Raw genomic sequence first — 26,597 nt, 5'->3', positions numbered from 1 at the left:
TTGTGCAAAAGACGAATCCGCTGCTTCAGGTGCGTGTATTTCAGTCATCCACAGAATAGGGCCTATGCGCCGGTACGGCTTTTATTGACGCGCCGTCGGCTAGCTGCATATCCTGTTGAAATCACTGGACCGGCAAGGCCTGCCGATTCGAGAGGTCTTGCGCGGGAGAACCGGACAGCGACATGACGCCCACAGGCAAATCCATGGAAGCGGCCCTCAACGAGCTGAAGCAGGCGATTTCCGGCTTGGAAAACGCCGTGGATATGCGAATCGAACGCCAGCGTGAGCAGGGCGACATCGAGGGCGAGGTTCGCCGCGTGCATGCCGATCGCTCCAAACTCGCGCAGGAACTCGACCAGGCAGAATTCCGTGCCAACCGGCTGGAAGAGGTCAACCGCGAGGTTTCGCGGCGGCTGGTAACGGCGATGGAGACGATCCGCGCGGTTCTGGACCGCTAATGGAAAGACAGTGACATGGCACAGGTGACGGTAACGATTGACGGGAAGGCCTATCGAATGGCCTGCGAGGAAGGACAAGAAGACCATCTGACCGACCTCGCCAACCGCTTCGACCGCTATGTCGGCCATCTCAAGGGTCAGTTCGGCGAAATCGGCGATCTGAGGATCACCGTCATGGCCGGGATCATGGTGATGGACGAAATTTCCGAGCTGAGCCGCCGCGTGGGTGAGCTGGAAGCCGAGCTCGAAACGCTGCGCGGCAATCGAGACACCGTTCTCGCTGCGACCGCGCGGACGGAGGAAAGCCTCGCCGAAGTGCTCGGAGAGGTGACGAGCCGCATTCGCGGCCTCACCGACAAGCTCAACGGCCGGGCGCCTGCCGAGCTCAATTAAATTTTCGCAGCATGCATGTCCCTCTGGCGCAGCTGCGTGAACGGCCTTATATATCGTGCTGCGATCTGCGCCTCTCGACAGGAACCACAATCCCTGGGGCCATACTCGATCCAAAGGGAGCTGTCCCTGACCAGGCTCGTGGGCCTGGACACACGGTGCCCACCTACGTTTGTAGGCGCCCAGGATCGTAAATCTCCATCGGCTGCCGCGGATCGCACTTCATTTTTCGGCGGCAGGGTTCCGCCCCTCGTCTATTCCGATATCTCTCTGCATATGCGCGTTCAGTGCGGTTGCCGGCTGCGGCGGGGCTGTGGATCTTTGCCGCTGCGCTGAAGCGGCGAGGCCGCTAAACGGCAGCAATGCATTCAGAATTTTTATCGAAATCCTCATGGCCTCTCTCCCATGTGGTCAATTTATTCTTGCTTTGCACCGCGGTATAATGAAACTCGACTGTTCTTATCATGAGAGATTTTCATGGCAGATCGTCCGTTGCCGCCGCTTTCGACCCTGCAGGCCTTCTGCGCTATTGCGGAGACAGGAGGCTTTGGGCGTGCCGCGGGGCGGCTGGGGCTGACACAGACAGCCGTCAGCCATCAGATCGCACAACTGGAAGGCTGGATGGGCGGCCGGCTCTTCGATCGCGGGCGGCACGGCGCCCGGCTTTCACCGCTTGGTCTCAGGCTTCATCCCGAGATTGCGAGCGCGCTTGCTTTACTTGAAAGTGCTTTGCATCAGGCACGGGAGGCAAGCGCCAGTCCGTCGCTGACGATCGCGACGACACCTGAATTTTCAAGCCAATGGCTTGCTCCGCGTCTCGAGGCTTTCTGCCGCCGCTATCCGAAAATCGAAGTCCGCACCGCCGTCGGCTATCAGCGACCGGATTTTTCGAGTGTCGATTTGGCGATCTGGCTTGGTCATGGCGGCCCGGACCTTGTGACGGAGCCGCTTCTGCTCGACGAGGAATTCGTCGTCTGCGCGCCGACTCTCTCAAGCAGGCTTCCAAGCCGTGGTGCCATTCGCGCCGCGCCGTTGTTGATCTATCGCGGCATGCGGCACACTGTGCTCGACTGGCAGCGATGGTACGAACAGGTGACTGTCCGAGACGATCCGAACGTCGAGCCGCTTGCCGGGTTCGACATCGCACGAGCGGTCGATGAAGCGCCGGTCTTCGATACCTTCGAGGAGATGCTGCAAGCTTGCGGCAGGGGACTGGGTTTTGCGCTGGTGCGCAGTTCTCTGGTTGCCGAGCATATTGCCGCCGGAAGACTTGCGCGCTGTTTCGTCGAACGCCAGCCTGCAGCCCTGAACTACGCGATGCTTTATCCCCCCGGCGCCCTGGAAAGGTCGTCGTTGGCGCTCTTTCGGAAATGGCTTGTCAGCGAGACGGAGCATTCTTAAGTAGCCGCATATCTTGAATTCAATTCACAAGTGCTGGGCCGCTCCACCGGATTATCGACGCGGTGCCGCGCATCCATATTTGGACCCGAACAATAACCTGCGCCCGAACTTTGGGCACATCATCACGGGTCATCTCATGCCACTTGCTCTTTTTGCCTTGACGATCGCCGCCTATGCGATCGGTACCACGGAATTCGTCATCGTCGGCCTGCTGCCGACCGTTGCCAATGATCTCCACATCACTTTGCCGCTCGCAGGTCTCATTGTCAGCGTCTATGCGCTTGGCGTGACTTTCGGCGCGCCGATCCTGACGGCGCTGACCGGCCGGATCGCCCGAAAACCGCTGCTGCTCGGGCTCATGACGCTCTTCATCATCGGCAATGCCATGGCGGCGTTCAGCCCCGGTTACACACCGCTCTTGGTTGCGCGCGTGCTCTCGGCTTTCGCCCATGGCGTATTTTTCTCCGTCGGTTCGACGATCGCCGCCGATCTCGTGCCGGAGAACCGCCGCGCCTCGGCCATTGCCATGATGTTCATGGGACTGACTGTCGCGATCGTGACCGGCGTGCCGCTTGGCACTTTCATCGGCCAGACATTCGGTTGGCGGGCGACCTTTGCCGCCGTCGCGGCGCTCGGCGTCGTGGCCTTTGCCGGTATTGCGCTCCTGCTTCCTTCCAACCTCGCGAAAGCGCCGCCCGCGAGCATCAAGGATCAGGTTCGCGTGCTTGGCAGCGGCCGGTTGCTGATCGTCTTTGCCACCACCGCGCTCGGTTATGGCGGCACGTTCGTCGCCTTCACCTTTCTTGCGTCGATCCTGCAGGAGATCACCGGCTTTTCAGCGTCTGCCGTCAGCCTGATCCTCGTGCTTTACGGTATCGCGATCGCCATCGGCAACATCATCGGCGGGCGGATTGCCAATCGTGATCCGGTGAGGGCGCTGACCGGGCTCTTCATCGCCCAGGCGATCGTGCTTGTTCTCTTCAGCTTCACGGCTGTTTCGCCATGGCTTGCGATCCCGACGCTGGCTGCGCTCGGTTTTCTCTCCTTTGCAAACGTGCCGGGCCTGCAGCTCTATGTCGTGCAACTGGCAAGGCAGGTCCGTCCGGCCGCCGTCGATGTTGCTTCGGCGCTCAACATTGCTGCCTTCAACCTCGGGATCGCGGCGGGCGCCTGGATCGGCGGGTTGGTCGTCGAATCCTCGCTCGGGCTCGCCGCCACGCCTTGGGTCGGCGCGATCCTCGTTGCCGCCGCTCTTGTCCTCACCCTCACGAGCGGTGCGCTCGACCGCCGCTCTGCGCCGCTTGCCGCGCCTTTGCGCAAGGCCGCTTGAACTGGTCCTTAACAAAACGGGCGCTTCGGCGCCCGTTTCGTTTTGAGTTTATCCCACCAGATCGCTCTTCAGTCTGTCGAGTATCGATAGTGCATGCCCCGCATAAGTACTGATCCAGCGGTCGTAGATATGCTTGATCGGCAGGCTGTTGAGGTGGTTCCAGCGCTCGCGGCCCTCCTTCTTCGGGACAACGAGGTCGGCTTCTTCGAGAACCTTCAGATGCTGCATGACTGTGCAGCGATCCATGTCTGCGAAGGTTTCGCAGAGCATGCCGGTGGTGCGCGGACCGTCTTTCAGAATGTCGAGAATTTCCCGGCGCCGAAAGTGGGCCAGTGCCTTGAAAACAGGGTCGTTATCCGATTCGCTTGACATGTTATGTTTTTATAACATAATGGCGCTTATCACAATCGAAAAGAGGAGGAAGTGCAATGTCCCTCAGTATTCGTGTCGGCGGACGGATCGGACGTCCGGTCGCAGAAGTTTTCGATGCGGTGGTCAATCCGAAGAAGCTCTCGAGCTATTTCACGACCATCGGCGGGGCGAGCGCACCGCTCGTCAAGGGTACGACGGTAACCTGGTGGAAGGATTCGCCGGTCGAAGTGGTCGATCTCGTTCCGGAGCGCCTGATCTTGCTGCGCTGGGATGGTGGCACGGACGAGAACAAGGTTCGCTACAAAACGACGGTCGAGATGAAATTCGATCCGCTGGAGGACGGCGGAACGATGGTGACGATCTCCGAGAATGGCTGGCAGGAAGACGAGGCCGGCCGGCGCGGAACCTACCTCAACTGCGAGGGCTGGGCCAACATGCTCTGCTGCATGAAGGCCTTCGTCGAATACGGCATCAATCTTCGCGAGGGCATGTTCCTCAGCGAGATGCGCGGCGAGCCTGCGGAGGCTCCAGACTACGAGGCGCTCAAATGACAATACCAGCCATCATGGGAGCCGCCTTCGCCTTAATGTGATGAGACTTCGCTTGCCTGCTGCACTGTGGGTGCTAGTTTCCGGACTTACTGTATTGAGTACATTCCAGGAGATTTCAGATGCAGCTTGGCATGGTGGGTTTGGGCCGTATGGGCAATTATATGGTCCAGCGCTTGATGCGCGACGGCCATGAATGCGTCGTCTATGACACGAAGCCGGAGAGCGTCGCCGATCTCGTCGCAAAAGGCGCGGTCGGCAGCGCCTCTCTCGAGGAGCTCGTCTCGAAGCTTTCCCGCCCGCGCGCCGTCTGGCTGATGCTGCCGGCGGCCATCACCGACAAGGTGATTGCGCAGCTCGTGCCGCTGCTGCACGACGACGATATCATCATCGATGGCGGCAATTCTTATTATCACGACGATATCCGCCGCGGCGCCGAGCTGATCACCAAGGGCATCCACTATGTCGATGTGGGCACCAGCGGCGGCGTCTTCGGTCTGGAGCGCGGCTATTGCCTGATGATCGGCGGCGAAAAGGGCATCGTGCAGAGCCTTTCGCCGATCTTCGCCTCGCTGGCCCCTGGCGCCGGCACCACGCCGCCGTCGGCAAACCGCGAGCCTGACCCGAACAGCACGGCGGAGCAGGGCTATCTGCATTGCGGTGCTCACGGCGCGGGCCATTTCGTCAAGATGGTTCACAACGGCATCGAATACGGCCTGATGGCCGCTTATGCAGAGGGGCTGAACATCCTCAAGCGCGCGAATATCGGTGCGGCGGCGCAAGAATCGAACGCCGAAACCGCGCCTCTCTCCCACCCGGAACACTACCGCTACGATTTCAACCTGCAGGATGTCGCCGAAGTATGGCGGCGCGGCAGCGTCATCACCTCGTGGCTGCTTGATTTGACCTCGGACGCGCTGCATGCCGATCCGGCGCTGATGAAATTTGCGGGCCGCGTTTCAGACTCCGGCGAAGGCCGCTGGACGATCATGGCAGCTATCGACGAAAGCGTGCCGACGCCGGTGCTGAGCGCTGCGCTCTATGGCCGTTTTTCCTCGCGCGACAATGATGAGTTCGCCAACAAGGTGCTTTCCGCCATGCGCGCCGGCTTCGGCGGCCATGTGGAAAAGCCGAAAGCCTGAGGCCCCAAGCCTCAAGCGTTACAAGCCCGCATCCCCGGTGAACTGACCCCATAAAGTTCACCGGTTGCGGGCCTTTTCCTGGGCCATTGCCTATGGCCGTGCACGCGATATGGTTGATGCGGGATCACACCAAAGGGGCGGCATCATGTCGGGTTCAAGGTTCGTGGGGCGCGGTCTTTGGGCGTTTCTTCTCTCTTTGGTGATTTTGACGGCCCTTTGCGGCGCGACGAGTGGGCAAACGCCAGCACCTGCTGCGGATCCGGCCGGGCCGCCGCCGGACAAAGTGCGCCAGATAATGGAACTGATGCAGGCCCCCGAAGTCCAGAAATGGATGTCGGCGCAGACGAACGCGGCACCATCTGCTCCAGCCGCCGCCGCGCCTGAAGAGCAGATGTCCGTGCTTTCGGATTTGCTCGGGCACGTACGCCGTCATGTCGAGATGGTGTCGCAAGCCCCAATGGCCCTGCCGGACGAGGTCTCAAGCGCATCCGATATTGTCGACCGGGAGGTGGAGCCCGTAGGCGTCGGCCGGATTCTGGTTCAGACGCTGGCTCTTTTCCTTGCAGGTCCCCTGGCTGAATTGCTTTTCCGTGCGGTTGCGCCGCGCCCGCGCATTCGGCGCGTGGATGCCGAGGAGCCGGCGGGGCTTTATCAGGCAGGGGTCAATCTGTTCTATCGCCTCGTACCTGCTATCGTCTTCATGATTGCAACTCTCATAGCGCTTCTTGTGTTGAACTGGCCGCCGGTCAGTCAGTCGATGGCGATCGCCGTGACGATTGCGCTGGTGGCCGCACGCTTTGTTATTTCGCTTGGACGGCTGCTGGTTGCTTTGGTGACGCTTCCAAGGGCCGACGGTGAACGCGAGGTCTCTCGCGCCGAAGCGCTTTTCTGGTTCCGGCGCTCGGCGGTTTTCGTCATCTATTTCGCCTTCGGATGGGCCGTCATCCAGGTATTGGCGCCGCTCGGCTTTTCCAGTGCATCGCGCTATTTCGTTGCCTATGTTCTTGGTATCGGATTGTTTCTGATTGCCACCGAGGCTGTTTGGTCGCGACCGGCAGACGGTGCACGCCGCAGTCCAACGACATCCTGGGCGTTGACGCTTTATTTCGTGTTGCTTTGGGTGCTGTGGGTCACCGGCTTCGCCGGGTTGCTTTGGCTCGGCATCTACGCGCTGATATTGCCGAAAGTGCTCGCCATCGCCACGATTTCTGTCCGTGCGCTGCATCAGGCTGAAGCGGGTTTCCTTGCAAAGCGCAGCATGGCAGCAGTGTTGCTTGACCGCGGCGTCAGGGCGGTCATCATCGCGTTGGCAGCTGTCTGGCTGGGGCGCATGATTGGCGTCGGAGCCGATACGATGGCCGCCGGGGAGACGATGGTGGATCGCATCGCTCGCGGCGTCATCGGCGGTGTCGTCATTCTGCTTGCAGCCGATCTGCTCTGGCATCTCGTGAAGGCCTTTATCAACAGCAAGCTTGCCGATGCCCCGCTTGCCGATGGCGCCACGGATGAGGAAAAGGCGAGGCGCGCGCGGTTGCAGACGCTGCTGCCGATTTTTCGTAACATCCTTGCTGTCGTTATCGCCGTTATCGCCGTCTTGATGGTGCTCGCCGGTCTCAGCATCCAGATCGCGCCCTTGATCGCCGGTGCCGGCGTCGTCGGCGTTGCGGTGGGTTTTGGAGCGCAAGCGATCGTCAAGGATGTCATCAGTGGCATGTTCTATCTGTGGGACGATGCCTTCCGCGTCGGCGAATATATCGAGAGCGGCAGCCACAAGGGCGTGGTCGAGGCCTTCAGCCTGCGCTCAGTGAAACTCCGCCATCACCGCGGACCACTGACGACCGTGCCCTTCGGCGAGCTCGGCGCAGTCAAGAACCTCAACCGCGACTGGACGATCGACAAGATCAGTCTCAACGTGACCTACGATACTGACCTCGTGAAAGCGAAGAAGGTAATCAAGCAGATCGGACAGCAATTGCTCGAGAATCCCGAATTCGGGCCGCATATCATCGAGACGCTGAAGATGAAGGGCGTCGAGCAATTCGGCGAATTCGCGATTGAGCTCCGGCTGTCGATGATGACCAAGCCAGGCGAGCAATTCGTCATCCGCCGCAACGCACTGGCGATGATCCGCAATGCCTTCAAGGAGAACGGCATTGAATTCGCGGTGCCTACCGTACAGGTCGCCGGCGAGGGGCGCGAGGCCGAGGCGCGTGCGGCGGCGGCGCGCCATGTGACACAAAAGCCGGATACAGCGAGCGAGGCCGCGAGCTGAAAATTCCGAGGCTTGTGTCGGACAGTGCCGCACGAACGCAGGCCTTGGCTGATCTTGTTCTTGGATTGTCAAACCTTACGAAAATGCAATGTTCCATTGCGTTTGACGGCGCTAATTCTGCCCCAATTCAAGCCGAGTGAGACGCAAATGACGGCGGTGGGGTATCGTCCGGTATAAGCTCGCAGAGCTTGAATGCCGCGTATGCTTCGTCTACCGGAATGATCCGCCAGACGGCAAAGCGGCAGGTAGAGATGGCGAGTGACGGCAGCTTGGAAGAGATCGAAGTCGCGGAGAGCCGGGTTGCGCGCGGGTTCCTGCGGCGCTATCGGCCCCACCTGGTGGCGCTCGCCACGCTTCTTGTTTTCTGCATCGTCGGATATGCCGTCGTCCAGCTAACCGATGAGGTGCGCTACGAGGACGTCGTCGCAGCGCTCTCCAATACGCGCCCCAGCGCCATCCTGCTTGCGCTTCTCTTTACCGGATTGAGCTTCCTGGCGCTCATCGTTTACGATCTCAATGCCATCGACTACATCGGCAAGAGGCTGCCATTTCCGCATGTAGCCCTGACGGCTTTCAGCGCTTATGCGGTCGGCAACACGGCGGGCTTCGGCGCGTTGAGCGGCGGGGCGATCCGCTATCGCGCCTATTCGCGTCTCGGCCTGACGCCGGAAGATATCGGCCGCGTCATTGCGTTCGTCACGCTGTCCTTCGGGCTTGGCCTGGCAGGGGTCGCATCGATCGCACTGATGATCATCGCGAATGAAATCGCACCTCTGGTGGGAACGAGCGCATTGCTGCTCCGGCTGGCCGCGGGCGTGATCATCGCGGCTCTTGGCGCGCTTCTCGTGCTTGGACGCGACGGTCGGGCGATGCACATCGGTCCGATCGCAATCCGCCTGCCGGATTCGCGCACATGGTCGCGCCAGTTCCTGGTGACCGCCTTCGACATCGCGGCTTCAGCCACGGTTCTTTATGTTCTGCTGCCGCAAACGGCGATCGCTTGGCCGGTGTTCCTTGCCGTCTATGCGATTGCTGTCGGGCTCGGGGTGCTGAGCCATGTTCCGGCGGGTCTCGGTGTTTTCGAGACGGTCATCATCGCTTCGCTCGGCAGCGCGGTGAATATCGACGCGGTTCTCGGCTCGCTGGTCCTTTACCGGCTGATCTATCATGTGCTGCCGCTTCTGATCGCCGTGCTCGCAGTGTCGGCAACCGAATTTCGGCGCTTCGTCGATCATCCGGCGGCTTCCAGCATACGGCGCATCGGCGCACGGCTGACGCCGCAGTTGCTTTCGGCGCTGACGCTGCTGCTCGGCGTTATGCTGATCTTTTCGAGCGTCACGCCAACGCCGGACCAGAACCTGGAATTCCTCGCCAGCTATCTGCCGCTGCCGATCGTTGAAGGAGCGCATTTCCTCTCCAGCCTGATGGGTCTGGCGCTACTCGTTGCCGCGCGCGGTCTTGGCCAGCGGCTCGATGGCGCCTGGTTGGTGGCGGTTATCGCTGCTGTTGCTGCGCTAGCGCTTTCGCTGCTCAAGGCCGTAGCGCTTGTCGAAGCGGTGTTCCTTGCCTTCCTTATCTCCAGCCTCTTTGTCAGCCGCCGGCTCTTCACCCGTCATGCCTCACTGCTTAACCAAACGCTGACGGCATCATGGATGACGGCGATTGCAGTGATCTGCGTGGGCGCGGTCGTCATCCTGCTCTTCGTCTACCGCGATGTGGAATACAGCAACGAGCTCTGGTGGCAGTTCGAATTCGCCGGCGAGGCGCCGCGCGGGCTGCGTGCCGTTCTCGGCCTCACGATCATTTCGTCGGCAATCGCGATCTTCAGCCTGCTGCGCCCCGCCGCGTTCAAGCCGGAGCCTGCGACGGAGGAGGCGCTCCGGCGCGCGGTCGAGATAGTCAGGACGCAGAATGATGCCGATGCCAATCTCGTGCGCATGGGCGACAAGAGCATCATGTTTTCCGAGGAGGGCGATGCCTTCATCATGTATGGCCGGCAGGGGCGATCCTGGATCGCACTCTTTGATCCCATCGGGGCAAAGCACGCGAGGCCGGAACTCGTGTGGCGCTTCGTCGAGGCGGCGCGCGCTGCCGGTTGCCGGGCCGTGTTCTATCAGATTTCTCCAGCACTTCTCTCCCACTGCGCCGATGCGGGCCTGCGTGCGTTCAAGCTCGGCGAACTGGCCGTTGCCGATCTGACGGATTTCGAAATGAAGGGCGGCAAATGGGCAAACCTGCGGCAGACGGCGGCGCGCGCGCAGCGCGACGGGCTGGAATTCGAAGTCATCCCGCCCGAAGAGGTAACCGGTGTCATCGACGAGCTCTCTGCGGTTTCCAACGCCTGGCTCGAACATCACAACGCCAAGGAGAAAGGCTTCTCGCTCGGCGCCTTCGAGGCGGATTACGTCAGCGTCCAGCCTGTCGGCGTTTTGAAGAAGGACGGTAGAATCGTTGCCTTTGCCAATATCCTCGTCACCGAAACGAAGTCGGAAGCTACGATTGACCTCATGCGCTTTTCGCCGGAGGCGCCCAAGGGATCGATGGACTTCCTCTTCGTGCGGATCATGGAATATCTGCGAGGCGAAGGCTATACGCACTTCAACCTTGGCATGGCGCCGCTTTCCGGCATGTCCAAGCGCGAGACGGCACCTGTCTGGGACCGGATCGGCAGCACCGTCTTCGAACACGGCGAGCGCTTTTACAATTTCAAAGGCCTTCGGGCATTCAAATCAAAGTTTCATCCGCACTGGCAGCCGCGCTATCTTGCGGTTTCAGGAGGGGGCAATCCGATGATCGCGTTGATGGACGCTACACTTCTCATCGGCGGCGGATTGAAGGGAGTTGTCAGGAAATGATCAGAAGATATCTCCTCTCGGCCGTGTGCGCTTTCGCGCTGACGGCCCCGGCCGTCGCTGCCGAGGAAACCACGCAACGCTTTGAAACCGGGCTTATTCCTTCACCGCACATCTTTTTGCCGGACGGCGATGTCAAAGGCGCGGTGATGCTGATTTCGGATGGCGCTGGCTGGAGCGACAAGGAAAAGGCGGAGGCCGACAGATTGGTGCAGGAGGGAGCCGTCGTAATCGGTGTCGACTTCCCGACCTATATGGATGCCCTGCGCAAATATGACGTCAGCGAGAATGACGGCTGCATCTATCTGGTTTCCGACATCGAGTCGCTCAGCCAGCAGGTGCAGCGGGCTGCCGGCAACAGCGCCTATCATCTGCCGATCATCGCCGGTATCAGCGAGGGCGGCGCATTGGCGCTGGCGATTGCTGCGCAGACGCCGGATGCGACGATCGGCCAAACGCTGGTCGTGGATCCGGTTGCCGGCATTCCGCTGACCCAACAGCTCTGCACACCGGCATCGAAAAAGACGGTGGGTGACCGGATGGTCTACGGCCTCGCCGATGGCAGCCTTCCGAACGCCATCACTGCTGCCTTCACGTCCGCTGCAACGAAAGATGGGCGTGCGCATGCCGAGGCGCTGAAGAAGGATCATCCGGAAATTGAGATCCGCGATGTCGGGGATGATGCCGAAACGGCGCTTTCTGACACTCTGGACGACCTGATCGCCGCTTCTGGAAGCGCGGACAATCCGCTCGGATTGCCGCTTGCCGTGCTCGAGGCCAAGCCGTCCATGAACACCATGGCCATCGTCTATTCCGGCGACGGCGGCTGGCGCGATATCGACAAGGAAGTCGGTGCGGCGCTGCAGAAAGAGGGCATTCCCGTCATCGGTGTCGACTCACTTCACTATTTCTGGTCAGAGCGCCAGCCCCAGGAGACGGCCGACGACCTGGCGAAGATTATCGAATTCTATCGCAAGCAATGGAAGGTGAAGCACGTTCTTCTGATCGGGTACTCTTTCGGTGCCGATATCGTGCCCGCCACCTACAACAGGCTCAAAGCCGCGGACAAAGCGGCGATCGCCCAGGTGTCGCTGCTCTCGCTTTCCCACGAGGTGGACTATGTGATTTCCGTCATGGGCTGGCTCGGCCAGAAGACGGAGGGTGCTGCCGGCGACCCGGTCGATGATCTGAGAGCCATCGACCCCAAGCTTGTGCAATGCATCTACGGCAAGGACGACGACGACGAGGTTGCCTGCCCCGCATTGAAGAATAGCGCCGCCGACGTCGTCGAGCTGCCAGGCGATCACCATTTCGACGAGAACTACGATCTGCTGACGAAGACGATCGTCGACCGGCTAAAGGCGCAGCTTGCCGATTAACGCATCAGCGTCTCTTCGCTCCAGCCGAGGGCGGCAATCTCAACACTGCGGAACTTCGCGTCGTCATCGACGATAAACTCGTCGAGCTGCGGCGGCTTTACGCAGGTTCCAGCGAGCATCGCATGCACCTGGCCGCGATGATGCGTCTGATGCTGGAAGAGGTGGCTTAGCACGTCGTCCGCCCGCTCTTTCTGGAGGCGGCCAGCACGCTGGAGATCGATCACCGCTGCAAGCCCTTCGGGGCTCAGGGCTTCGCAAAACGCCACGAGGCGCTGATCGACCTTGCGCTGCTCGACAGTAAGCGAGGCGACCGTATCGAAGGGCTCTTCGACCTCCCAGGCTTTCGCACCAAGCGTGCCGCCCTCGAGCGCGTCGACATAGAACCAGTCAACGGTGATGATGTGGTTGAGCGTCGACTTGATCGAGGGAAAGAAGCTCACGCGCTTCGCCTCGAACTCCCCCGGATGCAGGGATGCGCAGGCAGACAGTAGGCGATGGTTCGCAAGCGCGTTGTTATAGGAAAGCTTGCGGAACACCCGGCACGGATCGAAACTCGGCATGGCGCATCCTCCTCATTGCGAATGGGGCGTAGCTAAGGCGCCGATCTACGTGGCGTCAATGTTTGCGGTCGGCCTAATCGTTGCCAGCTAGGTTCCCATCGCGCCAGGCAAGATGGCGCAGCGAGGCTGGCAAGGTCTCGATTTCTTCAGAGATGAAATAGGCGGAATATCCAGCGCGGACAGGGCGGCGTGTCGCAGGCACCCATTTGAACTCGAGATAATTGCCGCCATCCTCGATCCGGTGGATGATCTCGCCGGACTTGAACGGGAACTCGGGCGGGATTTCCATCAGGTCACAAATGCCCAGCTCGTGCCAGGCGCGTTTACCGCAGACAAAGAAGTTCTCGACGTTCCAGAGAAGACGCTGAATTTTCACCTCGACGCCGAGTTCCTCGATCATCTCGCGCTTCAGCGTCTCGGATGAGGGGTTGCTCGGACATTCCCTGTCTATCCAAGATCGACCACGACAATCTCCGGCGGGACGCCGAAGCGGATTGGCGCAATCGAACATCCAAGGCCGCCGGAGATAATAATATTTCGTCCCTCCTCGACAACGTGGCCATAAGCGTAACGATTGCCGAAACGGGAGGGAACGACCGGCGAGTGGCCAAAAAGACGGATCTGCCCGCCGTGTGTATGACCCGAAAGCGTCAGCGATACACGCTGCGGCACCCGCGGAAAAAGATCTGGCTCATGGGCAAGCAGGATGATAGGCGCATCGTCGGAAACCTGTGCCAGCGTGCCGTCCAGATCGTCCAGGCCGAGCATGTGCGTGCGGCCCCACCTCTTGCCGGGCAAAAGCGCCAATTGGTCTTCCAGGCCCGCCAGCCAGAAGCCATAGCCATCTTTTTCGAGCCGGACGGCACGGTTGCTGTAAACCGGAATTCCGACATCGGCCAAGGCGCGATGTCCGAACGGTTCCCTGCCGTCGTTCTCCTGAGCGTCCTTGTCTTCCCACCAGTCGTGATTGCCCATGATCGCGTGAACGCCGAGCGGAGCGCGCAAGGTGGCGAGTGCCTCCGACCACTCGCTCGAATGCATGTAACGGGTCACCATGTTCATGCCGGAGGCATAGTCGCCGAGCATGACCGTCACGTCTCCGCTGAGTGCGTTCGCCGTAGCGCAGATCGCGGCAATACGGCTGGCGGACATCCACGGTTCGCAGGCATGCAAATCGGCAAGCGCGACGACCCTGAGTTTCAAGCCCGGCGTCCACCCTGGCGGCGTCAGTGCATAACGGGTGATGTTCAGCCGCGCGAGAGGCTCATAGGCGAAGGCATAACCACCAAGCGCCACGACGCCCGCGACACTGCCGCCGAGAATCTTCAGAAATCCGCGTCGCGTCATCACTCAATCCTCTTCCTGAAACAGCCGGAACTGCGCGGCTTCCAGGTCCTTCGGTGGCTGCAGGCCGAGATGCTTCCAGGCGGTTGCCGTCAGCACGCGGCCACGCGGCGTGCGCTGGATGAAGCCCTGCTGGATCATGTAGGGCTCGATGATGTCCTCGATCGCGTCGCGCGGTTCGGAAAGGCCCGCGGCGATCGTCTCGATGCCGACGGGGCCGCCGCCGAAATTGACGGCGATCATGTTGAGATAGCGCTTATCGAGCTGGTCGAGGCCGACACTGTCGACAAGCAGGCGGGTGAGCGCTTCGTCGGCTATCTCGCGGGTAACGGCTTCGGCCTTGGCGACTTCGGCGAAATCGCGCACGCGGCGAAGCAGGCGGCCGGCGATGCGCGGCGTGCCGCGGGCGCGCCGCGCAATTTCGCGGGCGCCGTCGTCGACGATCGGCAGGTTCATGAGACGGGCGCCGCGGCGCACGATCAGTTCCAGTTCTTCCACCGTATAGAAACTCAGCCGCACCGGAATGCCGAAGCGGTCGCGGAGCGGCGTGGTCAAGAGGCCTAGACGCGTGGTCGCGGCGACGAGGGTGAATTTCGAGAGATCGATCTTCACCGAGCGGGCGGCCGGGCCTTCGCCGATGATGAGGTCCAGCTGGAAGTCTTCCATCGCCGGATAGAGGATTTCCTCGACGGCCGGATTCAGGCGGTGGATTTCATCGATGAAGAGGACGTCGCGCTCTTCGAGATTCGTCAGCAGCGCGGCAAGGTCACCTGCCTTGGCGATGACCGGACCCGAGGTGGAGCGGAAGTTGACGCCGAGCTCCTTGGCCATGATCTGCGCGAGCGTCGTCTTGCCGAGGCCTGGCGGCCCCACGAAGAGGACATGGTCCAGCGCCTCGCCGCGGTTCTTGGCGGCCTCGATGAAGACCTTCAGGTTCGCACGCGCCTCCGCCTGGCCGGTGAACTCGTCCAGCGACTGCGGGCGTAGCGTCACATCCAGGTCTTCGCCCCGCTTTTCCGGCGATATCAGGCGCGCGGGTTCACTCATCTTGGCAATCTTCCAGTTTGATAGGGATTCAACCCATACATGACGCAGTCCGCTTTTGCATCAAATCGCGGCGGATTTAACGCGCGAGCTCCTTGAGACCCAACCTGATCAGCTTGGCACTGTCAGCACCTTCGCCTGCCGTCTTCATGGCCGCAGCGACGGCGTTGGCGGCCTGATCACGTGAATAGCCGAGGTTCGTCAGCGCCGAGACGGCATCGGAGACCGGGGCCGAAGCAACACCTTCACCGAGTTCCTGCTTGAGGCCGATATTGATCGCCTCGCCGGCAAAGGCGGGTGCCTTGTTCTTCAATTCGGTGACGATACGGACCGCAACCTTCGGGCCGACCCCCTGTGCACGGGAGACGGCCGTTTTGTCCTGCAGTGCGATCGCATTGGCCAGTTCGCTTGGCGTCAGGATGGAGAGAACGGCGAGCGCGACCTTCGCGCCGACACCCTGGACGCTTTGCAGCAGGTTGAACCACTCGCGCTCCAGCGCGGTCATGAAGCCGAAGAGCTTCAGCTGGTCTTCGCGCACATAGGTCTCGATGAAGAGCACGCAGGCATCTCCCGGCGAGCCGAGTCTCGATAGGGTACGGCCGGAGCAATAGGCGGCGTAGCAGACGCCGTGTACGTCGACGAGCACATGGTCGTCGCCGATTTCGTCGATGGTGCCTTTGAGCTTGCCGATCATGAAGAGGTCCGTCAGGGATGGGTTTCGGGGGTGATGAGATCGAGCGATGGGAAATAGGAACGATAGCGGACAGCGTCACGCGTCAGCAGCCGATGCCGGCGCCAATCGGCATGAGCCCCGACCAGAAAATCGGGAAGTATCCTTTCGCGCTGACCGCCGGCTCGCCGATATAGGCGGTGTGCTTTGCCGGCACGAAAGGCCGCCTCGAAAGGTACGGCTTCACGCTTCACATCGAGCCAGGACAAAGCAGACGTCAACTGCTCCTCGGACAAAGGCGAGGCGGCGAGTTCCGACCAGATAACGACGTTCGTTACCAGATCGCCGTCAATCACGCATTGCTTCAGGGACTTCAGCGACCATTGCCGTTCGGCGGTATCAGGCCCCAGGATGTCGATAAGGATATTGGTGTCAACGAGGGTCGAGATCGTCACGTGGGCCCCTCAACCATTCGATATACTCATCCGTCGTCATTCCGCCGAGATCAACCGTTCCTTGGACGCGGCGCGCCCAATCATCGAAATTGCGAATCGGATCAGCTCCGCTCTTCTCGATCTTGACGAGTACGGCGCCCGCTCCGGAGGCGATGAAATCCACTTCCGATCCAGGGCCGATCCCCAGTCGGTCGCGAATCTCCTTCGGGATCGTCACTTGGCCCTTTTCGGTGACACGCATGGTAATACCTCCTTTGTATTACCTAGCTGCAGAAAGGGAACAAGTCAAGAACGCATGTCAGCCGGCCAGTGCTGCCTGGCGCATCCGGCTGCTGCCGCGGTTATGGGCGTGGCAGATTGCGATGGCGAGCGCGTCAGCGGCGTCGTTGCCCTTGAATTCGACTTTCGGCATCAGGATTTTCAGCATCAAGTGGATTTGCTGCTTCTCGCCGTGGCCGACGCCGATGACGGCTTTCTTGACGGCGTTGGGCGCATACTCCGATACCTGGAGCCCGGCGCGTGCCGGCACGAGCATCGCGATGCCGCGGGCCTGACCGAGCTTCAGCGTCGCAACCGCATCCTTGTTGACGAAGGTCTGCTCGACTGCTGCCTCATCCGGCTTGTAGCCATGCACGATTTCGGCAAGCCCGTCATGCAGCTGGCAGAGGCGAGAGGCGAGGTCCATCTCGCCGTCCGAGGTCACCGTTCCGGAGGCCACGAAGCGCAGCGAATTGCCGAGTGTGTCGATAATTCCCCAGCCGGTGCGGCGAAGGCCCGGGTCGATGCCGATGATGCGAATCGTATTTTGCATGGCTCACCTTATTGCGGTTGCAAAATAACTGCCACCGATATGTGAACAAAACAAAAACATTACGTCCCTTTATAAGGCGCCGTTTACCACGAATTAAATCCAATGCCTGAAAGCTACCCCTTCAAATGTGAGAGGAGTTGCCTTTTTGCAAAAGGTTAAGGCTCCCCGTGTTCTGTTTTCGGTCAAGGTGGCAGGTTTTGCTGCCGGCAAGCCGCTCCGGAAGGGTTCGTTGTCATGGCTCAGAGATTTCAGTCCCTGTCCTTTAAGGTTATCGCGACATTTATCCTGCTCACGGCACTGGCTGTGAGCACGATCAGTGTTCTTGGCTACTTCACCAGCAGCCGCATTTCAGATGCGCAGGCGCTGAAGGCCAAGGAAAGCGTTCTCATCTTCCGCGGCGACATGCTGCAGGATCAACTGGGACAGCTCGAAAATCAGGCGAGTTCCATTGCGCGCATCGAGGCGCTGCAGATGTCGATCACCAGCCTGAAGAGCGGCTGGAAGACGATCGAAAAATCGTCGGGCGACGCGCGCGGCGAACTCAAGAAGGTGTTCATCACCAACAATCCGAACCCGGCCGATCAGCGTGAAAAGCTGATGAAGCCGGAAGGACCGAGCGGCTTCTACTACTCCAACCACGAAAAGACGCAGGGCGAAGTTGCACGCGACCTGGAGAACACCGCCTTCAGCGACCTGCTGATCGCCGATCTCGATGGCTCGGTTCTCTATTCCTACAAGAAGGACGACAATTTTGCCGAAAACCTGAAGGCTGATACATGGAAGGCGACAGGTGCGGGTATTGCGTTTGCAAAGGCGATAGAGAACACGGCCAAGGCGACGGACGATTCCGCGCCGACCGCATTTTCGGGCCTGCGCGTTGATGCCTCCAACGGCAAGTCGGCGATCTTCTACGCAGTGCCGATCATCAAGCTCGGACAGCCGAAGGGCATCATCCTCTTCAAGGTTCGCGACGATATCATCACCAGCATCCTGGCAAAGGGGATCGTTTCCGGCAGCACGGCTCAGGCGGCCATCATTTCCAGTGACGGTTCTGTCGTAGGGCTCAATGCCGAAGGCCGGCTTGTGACGCTCGACACGGCGCCGTTCACCTTCATGAAGGATGCGCTTGCAAGCAGCAACGGCATGACGGTCGACGACTTTGCGCGCCCCGACGGCACCGCCCGGGCCTATGTCCGCTCTATCACCTATCAGGGCGAGCGGTTCCTCGTCGTCGAAAGCGTGCTCGTCAGCGAGCTCAATGCTGGTTCGATCGAGATCGCGACGCTGCTGACCATGATCGGCCTTGCAGCGCTTGTCGTCATGGCGATCGCCACCGGCCTCATCACCAAGCTGCTCTTCTCGCCGCTCGCCCGCCTCGCTGGAAATACCCGCGATGTGGCCGACGGCAAGCTGGATGTCGAGATCGGCAGCCAGACCCGCCAGGACGAAATCGGCACGATGGCCAAGGCGCTCGCCCGCTTCAGGCAATCACTGATCGAAAGCCGCGAGCTGGAAGCGGCAAGCGCCGAAACCCGCGCCCGCGCCGAGCGCGACCGTCAGGAAAACCTTGCACTGCGCGAAGCGGAAGCGAGAACCTTGCAGGATGTCGTCCAGGCACTGGACGAGGGTCTGGACCATCTGGCGAACGGCGATCTTGCCTATCAGATCGAAACGCGCTTCCCCAACGAACTTGAAAGCCTGCGCGTCAACTTCAACGAGGCGCTCGCCACGCTCAGCGAAACGATGACGGCGATCGGCGGCAACTCTATGGCTGTACGGTCGGGCTCGGAAGAGATGCGGACCGGAGCCGACGACCTTGCCGGACGTACCGAGCGCCAGGCTGCTTCGATCACCGAAACGGCCAATGCGATCGACGCGATCACCCAGTCCGTTCGCGTCCAGATCCAACGCGCCGAACAGGCGGAGCGCATTGCCCGTGACGCGAAGAAGGAGACCACCGGCTCCAGCCAGATCATGCGCGAGACAATCGCAGCGATGGAAGCAATCCAATCCTCCTCGCGGCAGATCAATACGATCATCTCCGTCATCGACGACATCGCCTTCCAGACCAACCTGCTGGCGCTTAATGCCGGCGTCGAAGCCGCTCGCGCCGGGGAATCCGGCAAGGGGTTTGCGGTTGTGGCAATGGAAGTGCGCGAGCTGGCGCAGCGCTCATCGAGCGCAGCCAAGGAAATCGCGAGCCTGCTGCAGAAGTCGACCCGCGAAGTCGAGACCGGCGTGGCGCTTGTCGAGCGGGCAGGGGTGGCTCTGACCGGCATAGGCAGCCATGTGGAAGCGATCAACGGCCAAATCAACGAGATCATGGAATCGACCCGCGAAGAGGCGGATACGCTCCGCCAGATCAACACGTCCGTTTCCGAGCTCGATTCGATGACGCAGCAGAATGCCGCCATGGTCGAGGAAACGACAGCCGCGATCCACCGCCTTGCGGCCGAGGCTGTGGAGATGGACCGTCAGCTCGGCAATTTCACGCTGCCTCACGACCACTACCATCGCAGCGCCGAGGTTCATGTTCTCCGGCAACGCCGATAAACGGAGCAAACGAAGCGAAGAGATCGGGGGTCGGGAAACCGGCCCTTTTCTTCGTCCGCGGGATTTGGAATGAGCGATTCCAGAACCTACATAGACCTGTCCTTCCAATCACCGGCAGGTTTTCCTATGGTTCCCTTTTCCATTCTCGATCTTTCGCCCGTTGCCGAAGGCACGACGATCCAGCAATCCTTCGAAGGCTCGGCGCGCATGGCGCAGAAGGCGGAGGAGTGCGGCTACAAGCGCTTCTGGCTGGCGGAGCATCACGGCATGCCGGGGGTTGCAAGTGCCGCGACTGCGGTGGTCATCGGCCATGTCGGTGCCGCAACGAAACGGATCCGCATCGGCTCGGGCGGAATCATGCTGCCCAATCACTCGCCGCTGGTGATCGCCGAGCAGTTCGGCACATTGGCGGCGCTTTTCCCGGGCCGGGTCGACCTCGGGCTTGGCCGCGCGCCGGGTACGGATATGCGCACGGCACAGGCGCTCCGCCGCAATCTGGAGACAGGCGCCCACAACTTCCCGAACGATATCGTCGAGCTGCAGCAGCTATTAGGCGCGCCGGTCGAGAACCAGGCGATCCTTGCCGTTCCGGGCCACAATTCGCATGTGCCGATCTGGCTTCTCGGCTCCAGTCTTTATAGCGCCCAGCTCGCGGCGATGCTCGGCCTTCCCTATGCCTTCGCCTCGCATTTCGCGCCGGATTCGCTGCTCGATGCGATCGATATCTACCGCAGCAAGTTCCAACCCTCAGCCTCGCTCGACCAGCCCTACGTCATGGCCGGCGTCATGGGTTCCGTCGCGCCGACCGACGAGGAGGCACAATATCATTTCACCTCTGCCCAGCAGCAGTTCGTCAATCTGCGCCGTAACGTCCGTGGCCCGTTCCCGCGGCCAGTCGAGGACATGGAGGGCTTCTGGTCACCGATGGAGAAACTGAATGTCGAGCACACGCTGCGCTATGCGGTCGTGGGCTCGCCGAAGACGTCAGAGGCGAAGCTCACCGAATTCCTGAAGGAGACCGGGGCCGACGAACTCATCATCTCGATGCCGATCCACGACATCGAGGCGCGGCTGAAGTCGGTCGAGCTGTTTGCGGGACTGGGGAATTTCATGCGTGTTGCGGCTTAAGGTCCTGGAGCTGCGAAGCGCTCCGCGGCTTCTTCCCTCATTGCTGTGAATAAGTCTTCCGCGACCAAGGACGTGGGCGTGCTGGACCCCCTGTGACAAGCACAGGAGTGAGGGAGCCCAAGAGGTAGCGGGTGGTTGCATATAGGCTGCGTCGCTCTGCGCCGAACATCACTCCTGAAAACAAAAGACCCGGTAGCGTTTCCGCAGCCGGGTCTTTTCTTCGTTCGTTCGAATGCTCAGGCCGAAAGCTTGGCGAGCACTTCCTCGGAAACCTCGAAGTTCGAATAGACGTTCTGCACGTCGTCATCGTCTTCCAGGCTGTCGATAAGCTTCATCAGCGACTGGGCCCTTTCCTCGTCCACCGGCACGTTGTTCTGGGAGCGCCAGACGGCCTTGACGGTTTCAGCTTCGCCAAGCGCGCCTTCCAGGGCCTTGGCGACCTCGCCGAGGGATTCGAAGGCGCAGGTGATGGTGTGGCCTTCCTCGTCGGTCTCGACGTCATCGGCGCCGGCTTCGATCGCGGCTTCCATGACCGTGTCGGCATCGCCGGCGGATGGCTTGTAGGTGATCTCACCGACGTGGTCGAAGGAGAAGGAAACCGAGCCGGTTTCGCCGAGCGCGCCGCCGGCCTTCGTGAAGATCGAGCGGACGTTGGATGCGGTGCGGTTGCGGTTGTCGGTCAGCGCTTCGACGATGATCGCCGTGCCTCCCGGACCGTAACCCTCGTAGCGGACTTCGTCGTAATTCTCGCTATCGGCGCCTGCGGCCTTCTTGATGGCACGGTCGATGTTGTCCCTCGGCATGGACTGTGCCTTGGCGTTCTGGATTGCCAGGCGCAGGCGGGCGTTCATCGTCGGGTCGGGCAGGCCGGCCTTGGCGGCAACGGTGATTTCGCGCGCAAGCTTGGAGAACATTTTCGACCGCACGGCATCCTGACGGCCTTTGCGATGCATGATGTTTTTAAACTGTGAATGGCCAGCCATGGCACCCCTGTTCACGTCTCATTGTTCGGAATGGACGGCCTTATAAGAGCGAAGCGGGCTGCATTCAAGAAGAAAGCAGCTTGTCTCTGTGTCCCGAGGAAGGCGAAAAGCTACGGAACAAAGCGGCAGACGTGACGTTTGAAGGCTTGAAAAGCCCGAACGGAAGGGGAAAGGCCATGGCAAGCTTTAGTGAAGCGCGCGATCATCCGGCACGGCAGCTTTGGGATCAGGTGAACGATGTTTCCGCAGGGATGCTCGGCATCGATGGTGCCGACATGCACATGCAGCCGATGGCTCCGCATGCCGATCCGAAGACCAATACCATCTGGTTCTATACCAAATCGGATGCCGACATCGTACGCGCCGTCAAACCGGGAATGCGGGCGCATTTCTGCGTCGTCGGCAAGGATCACGACTACCACGCGTGCCTGGCAGGCAAGATCGAGGTCCGGCCGGATCCTTCGAGGATCGAGCAATATTGGAATTCGGTGGTTGCTGCCTGGTACGAGGAGGGCAAGAAAGATCCGAACCTGACGATGCTTGTCATGCATGTGGACGACGCCGAAATCTGGGTTTCGACCGGCAGCAAGCTGAAGTTCGGCTGGGAGATCGCGAAGGCCAATCTCAGCGATGACAAGATGCCGGAAGTGGGCATCAAGCGGCATCTGCAATTTGCCTGATACGGGCAGAACCCGGAGGTCTCAGACTTTCGGGTCTTCTCTATTGAGCGCCCTTCATCACATAAATGAGCGGCTTCTTGGGGAGGGAGCGCATGGAAACGGTGATCGTGTCGTCGGGCGCGTAGCTGATATCGAAATCTTTGCCGAACATCGACACGAAGCGCGCGACCGGCGGACCGCGGCGGTGCATCGGCAGTATCAGCGACGAGCGAAGCCGCTTGATGATGCGGCTCATGCTGTCGGCGCCCATGGTCAGGCCGCCATCGACCGGCACCATGACGATGTCCAGGCGGCCGATCTCAGTGTAGTGGGCATCGGTCAGCTCATAGTGCAGATGGCCGAGATGGCCGATGCAGAGCCCGGCGCTCTCGAAGACGAAGATCGAATTTCCATCCTGCTGCGCAGCGCCGTAGCCGCCGCGGATATCCGTCGTCACGTTGCGGATATAGGTGTCGCCGACCATCAGGTCGATGTCGGCCTTTTCTCCGGGCACATCGCTCCAGCCGTGCAGCACGTGCTTGATCGCCGGGTCCGGGGTCAGCGTGTAGTGCGTGGAGTGCGCCCGGTTCATCGTCACCACGTCGGGTGTCACGACCGGCCGGTACCAGCCGTTGAAATCCGTTGCGATGACGATGCCGCCCGGCGTTTCGATTTCGAAGGTGGAATGTCCTAGGAAGGTCAGCTTGACATCCTCGCCTTCCGAAACCGCGGTCACGATGGGCATCTCACCGGAAAAGCTTGCGAATTTGGCCTTGGGGATTGCCTGTGCGATCGCCTGGCATTGGCTAACGGGCTTCCGTTCCTCTTGTGCGGCGGCTGCACGGGGCAGGGCAAGAGGCACAAGGCATGCGATAGCGAGGATAAGCAATTGCGGCTTCATGCCACCCTCCGGCGCTTTCACGGTGCGGCGAGGATGCGACAAGGGGACGCATCGGTCCAGCCGAAATCAGGCAGGGCCGCTCACAATTGCGTGTTGCCGGCGGGTGTTCTCAGAGCCAGAAATCCGGGATGGTTTCGCAAAGCCGCGGGCCAATCCGCAGCGGCGCGATCTTTTCGGCAAGCCCCGTGGAGTCGGAAATCTCCACGCCAACACCGCAGATCGTGGCAGGTCCAGTGGCAGCTTCCATACGTCCCTTCGGCATCTTGGATATGAAGCGGTTTAGCGGCTCTTCCTTGTCCATGCCAAGCGAGGAGTCGTAGTCGCCGCACATGCCGGCATCCGACATATAGGCCGTGCCTCCGTTGAGGATCTGGTGGTCGGCGGTCGGCACATGGGTATGCGTGCCGATGACGAAGCTGGCGCGTCCATCGACGAAATGGCCAAAGCACTGCTTCTCGCTGGTGGCCTCCGCATGGAAATCGAAGATGATCGCATCGGCTTGTTCCTTCAGCGGGCAGGCATCGAGGATCGCTTCGGCGGATTTGAAGGGATCGTCGAGCTCGGGATGCATGAAGACGCGGCCCATGATGTTTGCCACGAGCACGCGTGCTCCGCTTCGCGCATAAAAGAGCCCTGAGCCGCGGCCGGGCGTTCCCTGCGGATAGTTCGCCGGGCGCAGGAACTGGTCGTGGCGGCCCGCGAAGGCGACCGCTTCCTTCTGGTCCCAGACGTGGTTTCCGGTTGTGACGACGTCGGCGCCGGCGTTGATCGTCTCGAGGAAGATGTCCTCCGTGATGCCGAAACCGCCGGCAGCATTTTCGCCGTTGACGATCACGAAGTCGAGTTTCAGGTCTGAAACCAAGCCGGGCAGGCGATCCCATACAGCCGTGCGCCCCGTCTTGCCGACCATGTCACCCAGAAAAAGCAGACGCATTCCTTATCCGATCCAAGAAGCAAAAAAGCGAAGGCCGCTTTCTGTCAGGATGGCATCCAGGCTTATGTCATGCGGCTCGTCGGGCACATGTGCCACTTCCTGGCAGTCGAATGCAATGCCCATCAGCTTCGGATGCATGCCTTTTTGCCGCAAACGGCCGATCGCGCGGTCGTAGTGGCCGGCGCCATAGCCGATGCGATGGCCGCGATCGTCGAAGGCCGACAGCGGCACGAGCATGATTTCCGGATCGAGAACGGTGGCCTCTTGTCCCGGTCCGGCAGTGCCGAAGCCCGTTGCAACCAGCGGCGCGCTGCGCAGGAGTTCACGGAAGACGATCGTCTGCCTGTCGAGGATGGCGGGAACGCAGAGGCGGGCGCCGCGTGCCTCAAAGCGCGCCATCAACGGCCGGATATCGGCCTCCGAGCGGATGGGCATGAAGCCCGAAATGATCGTGCCGGGATCGAAAGCCACGGCCTCGCCGGCGTGCTCCGCCATTGCCAGGCTTTTTTCGATCCGCGTCTCTGGCGGGATTGCGTCGCGCAGCGCAAGCCGTTCGGCGCGCATCTGGGCTTTCAGTTCTTTGGATATCGTCTGCTGCATAATGCGAACCATAAACGGCTGGCGGGCCATTGCAATCCCGTGAAAGCAGCTGGAGTTTACTGTCGCAAGTGCTGCAATGGGGCCACCAGTTGCCGGACCGTCTGTTCGAACAGGGCCTTGCCGCCCGGAAGCCAGCCGAGCGCTTGCAACTTTTCGGTGCTCATCCGATTGATGGCAGACTTGTCTGCCGAGGCAGGCAGAGGATTGGGACAGCCGGTTTGCTGTTGCACGACCGACAAGATATCGCGGGTATCGGCGAGAAGATCGGAAACATTGAAGACCTCGCCGGATATGCGGGCGCTTTCCGTCTCCAGCATCAGCCGCACGGCGCGGCCGAGGTCGCGGCCGTGAACTTCCGTTCCGGCTCGAACGGGCGCCGGCCTACCGCTCAGATAATCCTCGATGAGACCCGTCCATTTGTTCGGGAGCAAGTCGCCGTAGACCCCCGTGGCGCGCAAGCTGGCCGCTGCAAAGCCCGGTCCGGCCAGATGGGCGAGCGCTCGCTCGCCGGCGAGCTTCGCCTCTCCGTAAAGCGTATCGGGCTCCGGCAGCATGTCTTCGGTGAGAACAGTGCCGGGCGCTGCATCCTGATAGGCGGCGCGGCTGGAGATGAAGATGCAGCGGCGGGTACCGGCGCGCCTGGCGGTGTCGAAGAGCTTCACAGTGCCGTCGAGGTTTAGGCGACGGAAGCCGCCCGGATCATCGCCTTCGCCGCCACGATATTGACCGGGTAGGTGGCTGAGCGCGGCATGCACGAAGAAATAGGCATCGTCGAAGGCCTCGATATGGTCCTTGTCGGGATCGAGCGAAAGCGGTGCGAATTCGACGGGACGGGAGAAGAGGCGTGGCAATGGCGCGCGGCGTCCGCCAATGATGACCGAATATCCGGCGGCAAGCAGCTCCTCGACGATATAGCGACCCACCAAGCCCGTCCCGCCGGATACCAGTACCTTCATTTCGCCTCCGGGTTCATCATGGACGCAAGGTCCGGCAGGTCGTTGCCGGCATGGACGGAGTGCCAGAGATCGATCAGCGGCTTGAGCCTGGCCGCCTTCGGATGATCCTTCTCCCATGGCTTTTCATATTGGTAATGCAGGACCGAAATGCTCTTCCAGTCCCAAAGCGCGGGCATGGTGAACCATACATATTGCAGCATGTTGAAATAGACGGGGAGGCCGTGCCAATCCGGGAAGAAGGCTTCGAGGAAGGTCTGGTCGGTTCGTCGCCAGAAGGCATCCGGCTGGTCGAGCATGGCAAGCATCCGGCCAAAGGTTTCCTCGGAAGGCCTTGCGACGAAGACGCCGGAATTCATGCGGCGGAAGTCGGCAAGCGTTTCATAGACATTCGGTGCTGCGGAAAATTCGGGGTAGCCGAAGAGTTTGTCGATATTCTTCAAGACGATGGAATCGGCATCGATGAAGACGGTGCGCTCGTATTCGGTCAGCTGCCAGAGGCGAAGCTTGCAGAAATTGTCGAGCGGCGAATGAAAATCAGGCTTGCGGCCCTTAGTGAAGGGGGCGGCGGAATGAAGCTGGCCGCGGGCATGACGCTCGTTGAAGGCGCCGGAAAGCGGCAGGTGCGCGACTGCGATGAGGCGGCAGCCAAGATCGGCAAGCGGGGCAAGCGCGATCCCATCCACGCCGCCGGTATGCAGCACGACGATATTGGCCGCCGTTTTCGTAAGCCGAAGGGAGCGCACAAGCGCGGTCGCACCCTTGGCATAGTCGGCATTCGTGACGAGGGTGATGTAGGCGTAACGCTGAGGCGACTCTGCTAGTGAGATGGCCGCTCCGGTCTCCGTCACATCCATG

26 protein-coding genes, 1 other RNA gene and 1 pseudogene are annotated in these 26,597 nt (G+C 60.8%); 13 read left to right on the top strand and 15 right to left on the bottom strand.

All coding sequences use genetic code 11. The features are described from left to right. Positions 1 to 182 precede the first annotated feature (182 nt). From ISN39_RS15750 to ISN39_RS15730, 5 genes are all read left to right on the top strand, one after another. On the top strand, positions 183 to 458 hold the full coding sequence (locus ISN39_RS15750; protein WP_022715786.1) for a DUF4164 domain-containing protein: 276 nt from the start codon (positions 183 to 185) through the stop codon (positions 456 to 458). A gap of 15 nt (positions 459 to 473) precedes the next feature. Then, a complete protein-coding gene (locus ISN39_RS15745) occupies positions 474 to 851 on the top strand; it encodes a cell division protein ZapA (protein ID WP_039846043.1) in 378 nt (125 codons plus the stop codon). A gap of 59 nt (positions 852 to 910) precedes the next feature. Next, a non-coding RNA gene (gene ssrS, locus ISN39_RS15740) (6S RNA) lies at positions 911 to 1,069 on the top strand. A 256-nt stretch (positions 1,070 to 1,325) separates the two neighbouring features. Then, positions 1,326 to 2,249, top strand: a complete 924-nt coding sequence (locus ISN39_RS15735) for a LysR substrate-binding domain-containing protein (protein WP_194728152.1) — start codon at positions 1,326 to 1,328, stop codon at positions 2,247 to 2,249. A 136-nt stretch (positions 2,250 to 2,385) separates the two neighbouring features. Then, positions 2,386 to 3,579, top strand: a complete 1,194-nt coding sequence (locus tag ISN39_RS15730; RefSeq protein ID WP_194728151.1) for an MFS transporter — start codon at positions 2,386 to 2,388, stop codon at positions 3,577 to 3,579. Positions 3,580 to 3,627: 48 nt separating this feature from the next. On the opposite strand, the gene ISN39_RS15725 is transcribed toward ISN39_RS15730, so the two are convergent. Then, on the bottom strand, positions 3,628 to 3,951 hold the full coding sequence (locus ISN39_RS15725) for a helix-turn-helix domain-containing protein (protein WP_194728150.1): 324 nt from the start codon (positions 3,949 to 3,951) through the stop codon (positions 3,628 to 3,630). A gap of 56 nt (positions 3,952 to 4,007) precedes the next feature. On the opposite strand from ISN39_RS15725, the gene ISN39_RS15720 reads away from it, so the two are divergent. The 5 genes from ISN39_RS15720 to ISN39_RS15700 all read left to right on the top strand — a co-directional run bounded on the left by ISN39_RS15720 (position 4,008) and on the right by ISN39_RS15700 (position 12,144). Beyond that, positions 4,008 to 4,502, top strand: a complete 495-nt coding sequence (locus ISN39_RS15720) for an SRPBCC domain-containing protein (RefSeq protein WP_074069612.1) — start codon at positions 4,008 to 4,010, stop codon at positions 4,500 to 4,502. Positions 4,503 to 4,621: 119 nt separating this feature from the next. After that, complete coding sequence (gnd, locus tag ISN39_RS15715) at positions 4,622 to 5,641, top strand: phosphogluconate dehydrogenase (NAD(+)-dependent, decarboxylating) (protein WP_194728149.1); 1,020 nt, start codon at positions 4,622 to 4,624, stop codon at positions 5,639 to 5,641. 145 nt (positions 5,642 to 5,786) lie between these two features. Beyond that, positions 5,787 to 7,913 (top strand): mechanosensitive ion channel family protein, encoded by a 2,127-nt coding sequence (locus ISN39_RS15710; protein ID WP_194728148.1) that lies wholly within the window; start codon positions 5,787 to 5,789, stop codon positions 7,911 to 7,913. A 251-nt stretch (positions 7,914 to 8,164) separates the two neighbouring features. Further along, on the top strand, positions 8,165 to 10,768 hold the full coding sequence (mprF, locus tag ISN39_RS15705; RefSeq protein WP_194728147.1) for a bifunctional lysylphosphatidylglycerol flippase/synthetase MprF: 2,604 nt from the start codon (positions 8,165 to 8,167) through the stop codon (positions 10,766 to 10,768). After that, complete coding sequence (locus ISN39_RS15700) at positions 10,765 to 12,144, top strand: virulence factor family protein (RefSeq protein WP_194728146.1); 1,380 nt, start codon at positions 10,765 to 10,767, stop codon at positions 12,142 to 12,144. The genes mprF and ISN39_RS15700 overlap by 4 nt, the downstream gene beginning before the upstream one ends. Here ISN39_RS15700 and ISN39_RS15695 read toward each other — a convergent pair. The 8 genes and pseudogenes from ISN39_RS15695 to ruvC form a co-directional block, all read right to left on the bottom strand. Further along, positions 12,141 to 12,704 (bottom strand): DinB family protein, encoded by a 564-nt coding sequence (locus ISN39_RS15695; protein ID WP_194728145.1) that lies wholly within the window; start codon positions 12,702 to 12,704, stop codon positions 12,141 to 12,143. The genes ISN39_RS15700 and ISN39_RS15695 overlap by 4 nt on opposite strands. 73 nt (positions 12,705 to 12,777) lie before the next feature. Further along, positions 12,778 to 13,128, bottom strand: a pseudogene (locus tag ISN39_RS15690) (DNA mismatch repair protein MutT); the annotation flags it as partial. Positions 13,129 to 13,151: 23 nt separating this feature from the next. Continuing rightward, positions 13,152 to 14,054, bottom strand: coding sequence for a metallophosphoesterase (locus tag ISN39_RS15685; protein ID WP_194728144.1), 903 nt, complete (start codon positions 14,052 to 14,054; stop codon positions 13,152 to 13,154). Continuing rightward, positions 14,055 to 15,095 (bottom strand): Holliday junction branch migration DNA helicase RuvB, encoded by a 1,041-nt coding sequence (gene ruvB / locus ISN39_RS15680; RefSeq protein WP_074069606.1) that lies wholly within the window; start codon positions 15,093 to 15,095, stop codon positions 14,055 to 14,057. A gap of 76 nt (positions 15,096 to 15,171) precedes the next feature. After that, on the bottom strand, positions 15,172 to 15,786 hold the full coding sequence (gene ruvA, locus ISN39_RS15675) for a Holliday junction branch migration protein RuvA (RefSeq protein WP_194728143.1): 615 nt from the start codon (positions 15,784 to 15,786) through the stop codon (positions 15,172 to 15,174). An 11-nt stretch (positions 15,787 to 15,797) separates the two neighbouring features. After that, positions 15,798 to 16,217: a type II toxin-antitoxin system VapC family toxin gene (locus ISN39_RS15670; RefSeq protein WP_194728142.1), complete on the bottom strand. Its 420-nt coding sequence runs from the start codon at positions 16,215 to 16,217 to the stop codon at positions 15,798 to 15,800. Next, the gene (locus ISN39_RS15665) at positions 16,195 to 16,458 is read right to left on the bottom strand and encodes an AbrB/MazE/SpoVT family DNA-binding domain-containing protein (protein WP_194728141.1); all 264 of its coding nucleotides are present in this window, start codon (positions 16,456 to 16,458) and stop codon (positions 16,195 to 16,197) included. Before ISN39_RS15665 ends, ISN39_RS15670 begins: the two co-directional genes overlap by 23 nt. Before the next feature lie 57 nt (positions 16,459 to 16,515). Further along, positions 16,516 to 17,028 carry a crossover junction endodeoxyribonuclease RuvC gene (ruvC, locus tag ISN39_RS15660; protein WP_074069602.1) on the bottom strand — a complete coding sequence of 171 codons (513 nt, stop codon included), beginning with the start codon at positions 17,026 to 17,028 and terminating at the stop codon, positions 16,516 to 16,518. Between the two features lie 234 nt (positions 17,029 to 17,262). Between ruvC and ISN39_RS15655 the strand changes: the two genes are divergently transcribed. Continuing rightward, the gene (locus ISN39_RS15655; RefSeq protein ID WP_194728140.1) at positions 17,263 to 19,581 is read left to right on the top strand and encodes a methyl-accepting chemotaxis protein; all 2,319 of its coding nucleotides are present in this window, start codon (positions 17,263 to 17,265) and stop codon (positions 19,579 to 19,581) included. 126 nt (positions 19,582 to 19,707) lie between these two features. After that, a complete protein-coding gene (locus ISN39_RS15650) occupies positions 19,708 to 20,709 on the top strand; it encodes an LLM class flavin-dependent oxidoreductase (protein ID WP_194730232.1) in 1,002 nt (333 codons plus the stop codon). 236 nt (positions 20,710 to 20,945) lie between these two features. On the opposite strand, the gene ISN39_RS15645 is transcribed toward ISN39_RS15650, so the two are convergent. Further along, positions 20,946 to 21,692 (bottom strand): YebC/PmpR family DNA-binding transcriptional regulator, encoded by a 747-nt coding sequence (locus tag ISN39_RS15645; RefSeq protein WP_039846027.1) that lies wholly within the window; start codon positions 21,690 to 21,692, stop codon positions 20,946 to 20,948. Positions 21,693 to 21,868: 176 nt separating this feature from the next. Here ISN39_RS15645 and ISN39_RS15640 point away from each other — a divergent pair, with 176 nt between their 5' ends. After that, on the top strand, positions 21,869 to 22,372 hold the full coding sequence (locus ISN39_RS15640) for a pyridoxamine 5'-phosphate oxidase family protein (RefSeq protein ID WP_074069598.1): 504 nt from the start codon (positions 21,869 to 21,871) through the stop codon (positions 22,370 to 22,372). A 40-nt stretch (positions 22,373 to 22,412) separates the two neighbouring features. Here ISN39_RS15640 and ISN39_RS15635 read toward each other — a convergent pair whose 3' ends face one another. The 5 genes from ISN39_RS15635 to ISN39_RS15615 all read right to left on the bottom strand — a co-directional run bounded on the left by ISN39_RS15635 (position 22,413) and on the right by ISN39_RS15615 (position 26,596). Continuing rightward, a complete protein-coding gene (locus tag ISN39_RS15635) occupies positions 22,413 to 23,252 on the bottom strand; it encodes an MBL fold metallo-hydrolase (RefSeq protein WP_194728139.1) in 840 nt (279 codons plus the stop codon). A 109-nt stretch (positions 23,253 to 23,361) separates the two neighbouring features. Then, on the bottom strand, positions 23,362 to 24,186 hold the full coding sequence (locus ISN39_RS15630; RefSeq protein WP_194728138.1) for a TIGR00282 family metallophosphoesterase: 825 nt from the start codon (positions 24,184 to 24,186) through the stop codon (positions 23,362 to 23,364). 3 nt (positions 24,187 to 24,189) lie between these two features. Continuing rightward, positions 24,190 to 24,786: a 5-formyltetrahydrofolate cyclo-ligase gene (locus tag ISN39_RS15625; RefSeq protein ID WP_074070417.1), complete on the bottom strand. Its 597-nt coding sequence runs from the start codon at positions 24,784 to 24,786 to the stop codon at positions 24,190 to 24,192. Between the two features lie 56 nt (positions 24,787 to 24,842). Next, the gene (locus ISN39_RS15620) at positions 24,843 to 25,742 is read right to left on the bottom strand and encodes an NAD(P)-dependent oxidoreductase (RefSeq protein ID WP_074069595.1); all 900 of its coding nucleotides are present in this window, start codon (positions 25,740 to 25,742) and stop codon (positions 24,843 to 24,845) included. Then, complete coding sequence (locus tag ISN39_RS15615) at positions 25,739 to 26,596, bottom strand: glycosyltransferase (protein WP_194730231.1); 858 nt, start codon at positions 26,594 to 26,596, stop codon at positions 25,739 to 25,741. Before ISN39_RS15615 ends, ISN39_RS15620 begins: the two co-directional genes overlap by 4 nt. Position 26,597 lies beyond the last annotated feature (1 nt).

It is taken from the genome of Rhizobium sp. 007 (assembly GCF_015353075.1).
GTDB lineage: Bacteria > Pseudomonadota > Alphaproteobacteria > Rhizobiales > Rhizobiaceae > Rhizobium.
Note: the sequence above shows the minus strand (reverse complement) of the source record. Positions and strands in the feature narration are given on the sequence as shown.

Bases quoted from the DNA above. Each gene is read 5' to 3' on its own strand.
- ISN39_RS15725 (WP_194728150.1), bottom strand. From the start codon at position 3,951: ATGTCAAGCGAATCGGATAACGACCCTGTTTTCAAGGCACTGGCCCAC.
- gnd (WP_194728149.1), top strand. From the start codon at position 4,622: ATGCAGCTTGGCATGGTGGGTTTGGGCCGTATGGGCAATTATATGGTC.
- ISN39_RS15665 (WP_194728141.1), bottom strand. From the start codon at position 16,458: ATGCGTGTCACCGAAAAGGGCCAAGTGACGATCCCGAAGGAGATTCGC.
- ISN39_RS15630 (WP_194728138.1), bottom strand. From the start codon at position 24,186: ATGCGTCTGCTTTTTCTGGGTGACATGGTCGGCAAGACGGGGCGCACG.
- ISN39_RS15700 (WP_194728146.1), top strand. From the start codon at position 10,765: ATGATCAGAAGATATCTCCTCTCGGCCGTGTGCGCTTTCGCGCTGACG.
- mprF (WP_194728147.1), top strand. From the start codon at position 8,165: ATGGCGAGTGACGGCAGCTTGGAAGAGATCGAAGTCGCGGAGAGCCGG.
- ISN39_RS15695 (WP_194728145.1), bottom strand. From the start codon at position 12,704: ATGCCGAGTTTCGATCCGTGCCGGGTGTTCCGCAAGCTTTCCTATAAC.
- ISN39_RS15640 (WP_074069598.1), top strand. From the start codon at position 21,869: ATGGCAAGCTTTAGTGAAGCGCGCGATCATCCGGCACGGCAGCTTTGG.
- ruvC (WP_074069602.1), bottom strand. From the start codon at position 17,028: ATGCAAAATACGATTCGCATCATCGGCATCGACCCGGGCCTTCGCCGC.
- ISN39_RS15735 (WP_194728152.1), top strand. From the start codon at position 1,326: ATGGCAGATCGTCCGTTGCCGCCGCTTTCGACCCTGCAGGCCTTCTGC.
- ISN39_RS15720 (WP_074069612.1), top strand. From the start codon at position 4,008: ATGTCCCTCAGTATTCGTGTCGGCGGACGGATCGGACGTCCGGTCGCA.
- ISN39_RS15650 (WP_194730232.1), top strand. From the start codon at position 19,708: ATGGTTCCCTTTTCCATTCTCGATCTTTCGCCCGTTGCCGAAGGCACG.
- ISN39_RS15730 (WP_194728151.1), top strand. From the start codon at position 2,386: ATGCCACTTGCTCTTTTTGCCTTGACGATCGCCGCCTATGCGATCGGT.
- ISN39_RS15625 (WP_074070417.1), bottom strand. From the start codon at position 24,786: ATGCAGCAGACGATATCCAAAGAACTGAAAGCCCAGATGCGCGCCGAA.
- ISN39_RS15615 (WP_194730231.1), bottom strand. From the start codon at position 26,596: ATGGATGTGACGGAGACCGGAGCGGCCATCTCACTAGCAGAGTCGCCT.
- ISN39_RS15635 (WP_194728139.1), bottom strand. From the start codon at position 23,252: ATGAAGCCGCAATTGCTTATCCTCGCTATCGCATGCCTTGTGCCTCTT.
- ISN39_RS15710 (WP_194728148.1), top strand. From the start codon at position 5,787: ATGTCGGGTTCAAGGTTCGTGGGGCGCGGTCTTTGGGCGTTTCTTCTC.
- ISN39_RS15645 (WP_039846027.1), bottom strand. From the start codon at position 21,692: ATGGCTGGCCATTCACAGTTTAAAAACATCATGCATCGCAAAGGCCGT.
- ISN39_RS15745 (WP_039846043.1), top strand. From the start codon at position 474: ATGGCACAGGTGACGGTAACGATTGACGGGAAGGCCTATCGAATGGCC.
- ruvA (WP_194728143.1), bottom strand. From the start codon at position 15,786: ATGATCGGCAAGCTCAAAGGCACCATCGACGAAATCGGCGACGACCAT.
- ISN39_RS15620 (WP_074069595.1), bottom strand. From the start codon at position 25,742: ATGAAGGTACTGGTATCCGGCGGGACGGGCTTGGTGGGTCGCTATATC.
- ISN39_RS15655 (WP_194728140.1), top strand. From the start codon at position 17,263: ATGGCTCAGAGATTTCAGTCCCTGTCCTTTAAGGTTATCGCGACATTT.
- ISN39_RS15750 (WP_022715786.1), top strand. From the start codon at position 183: ATGACGCCCACAGGCAAATCCATGGAAGCGGCCCTCAACGAGCTGAAG.
- ruvB (WP_074069606.1), bottom strand. From the start codon at position 15,095: ATGAGTGAACCCGCGCGCCTGATATCGCCGGAAAAGCGGGGCGAAGAC.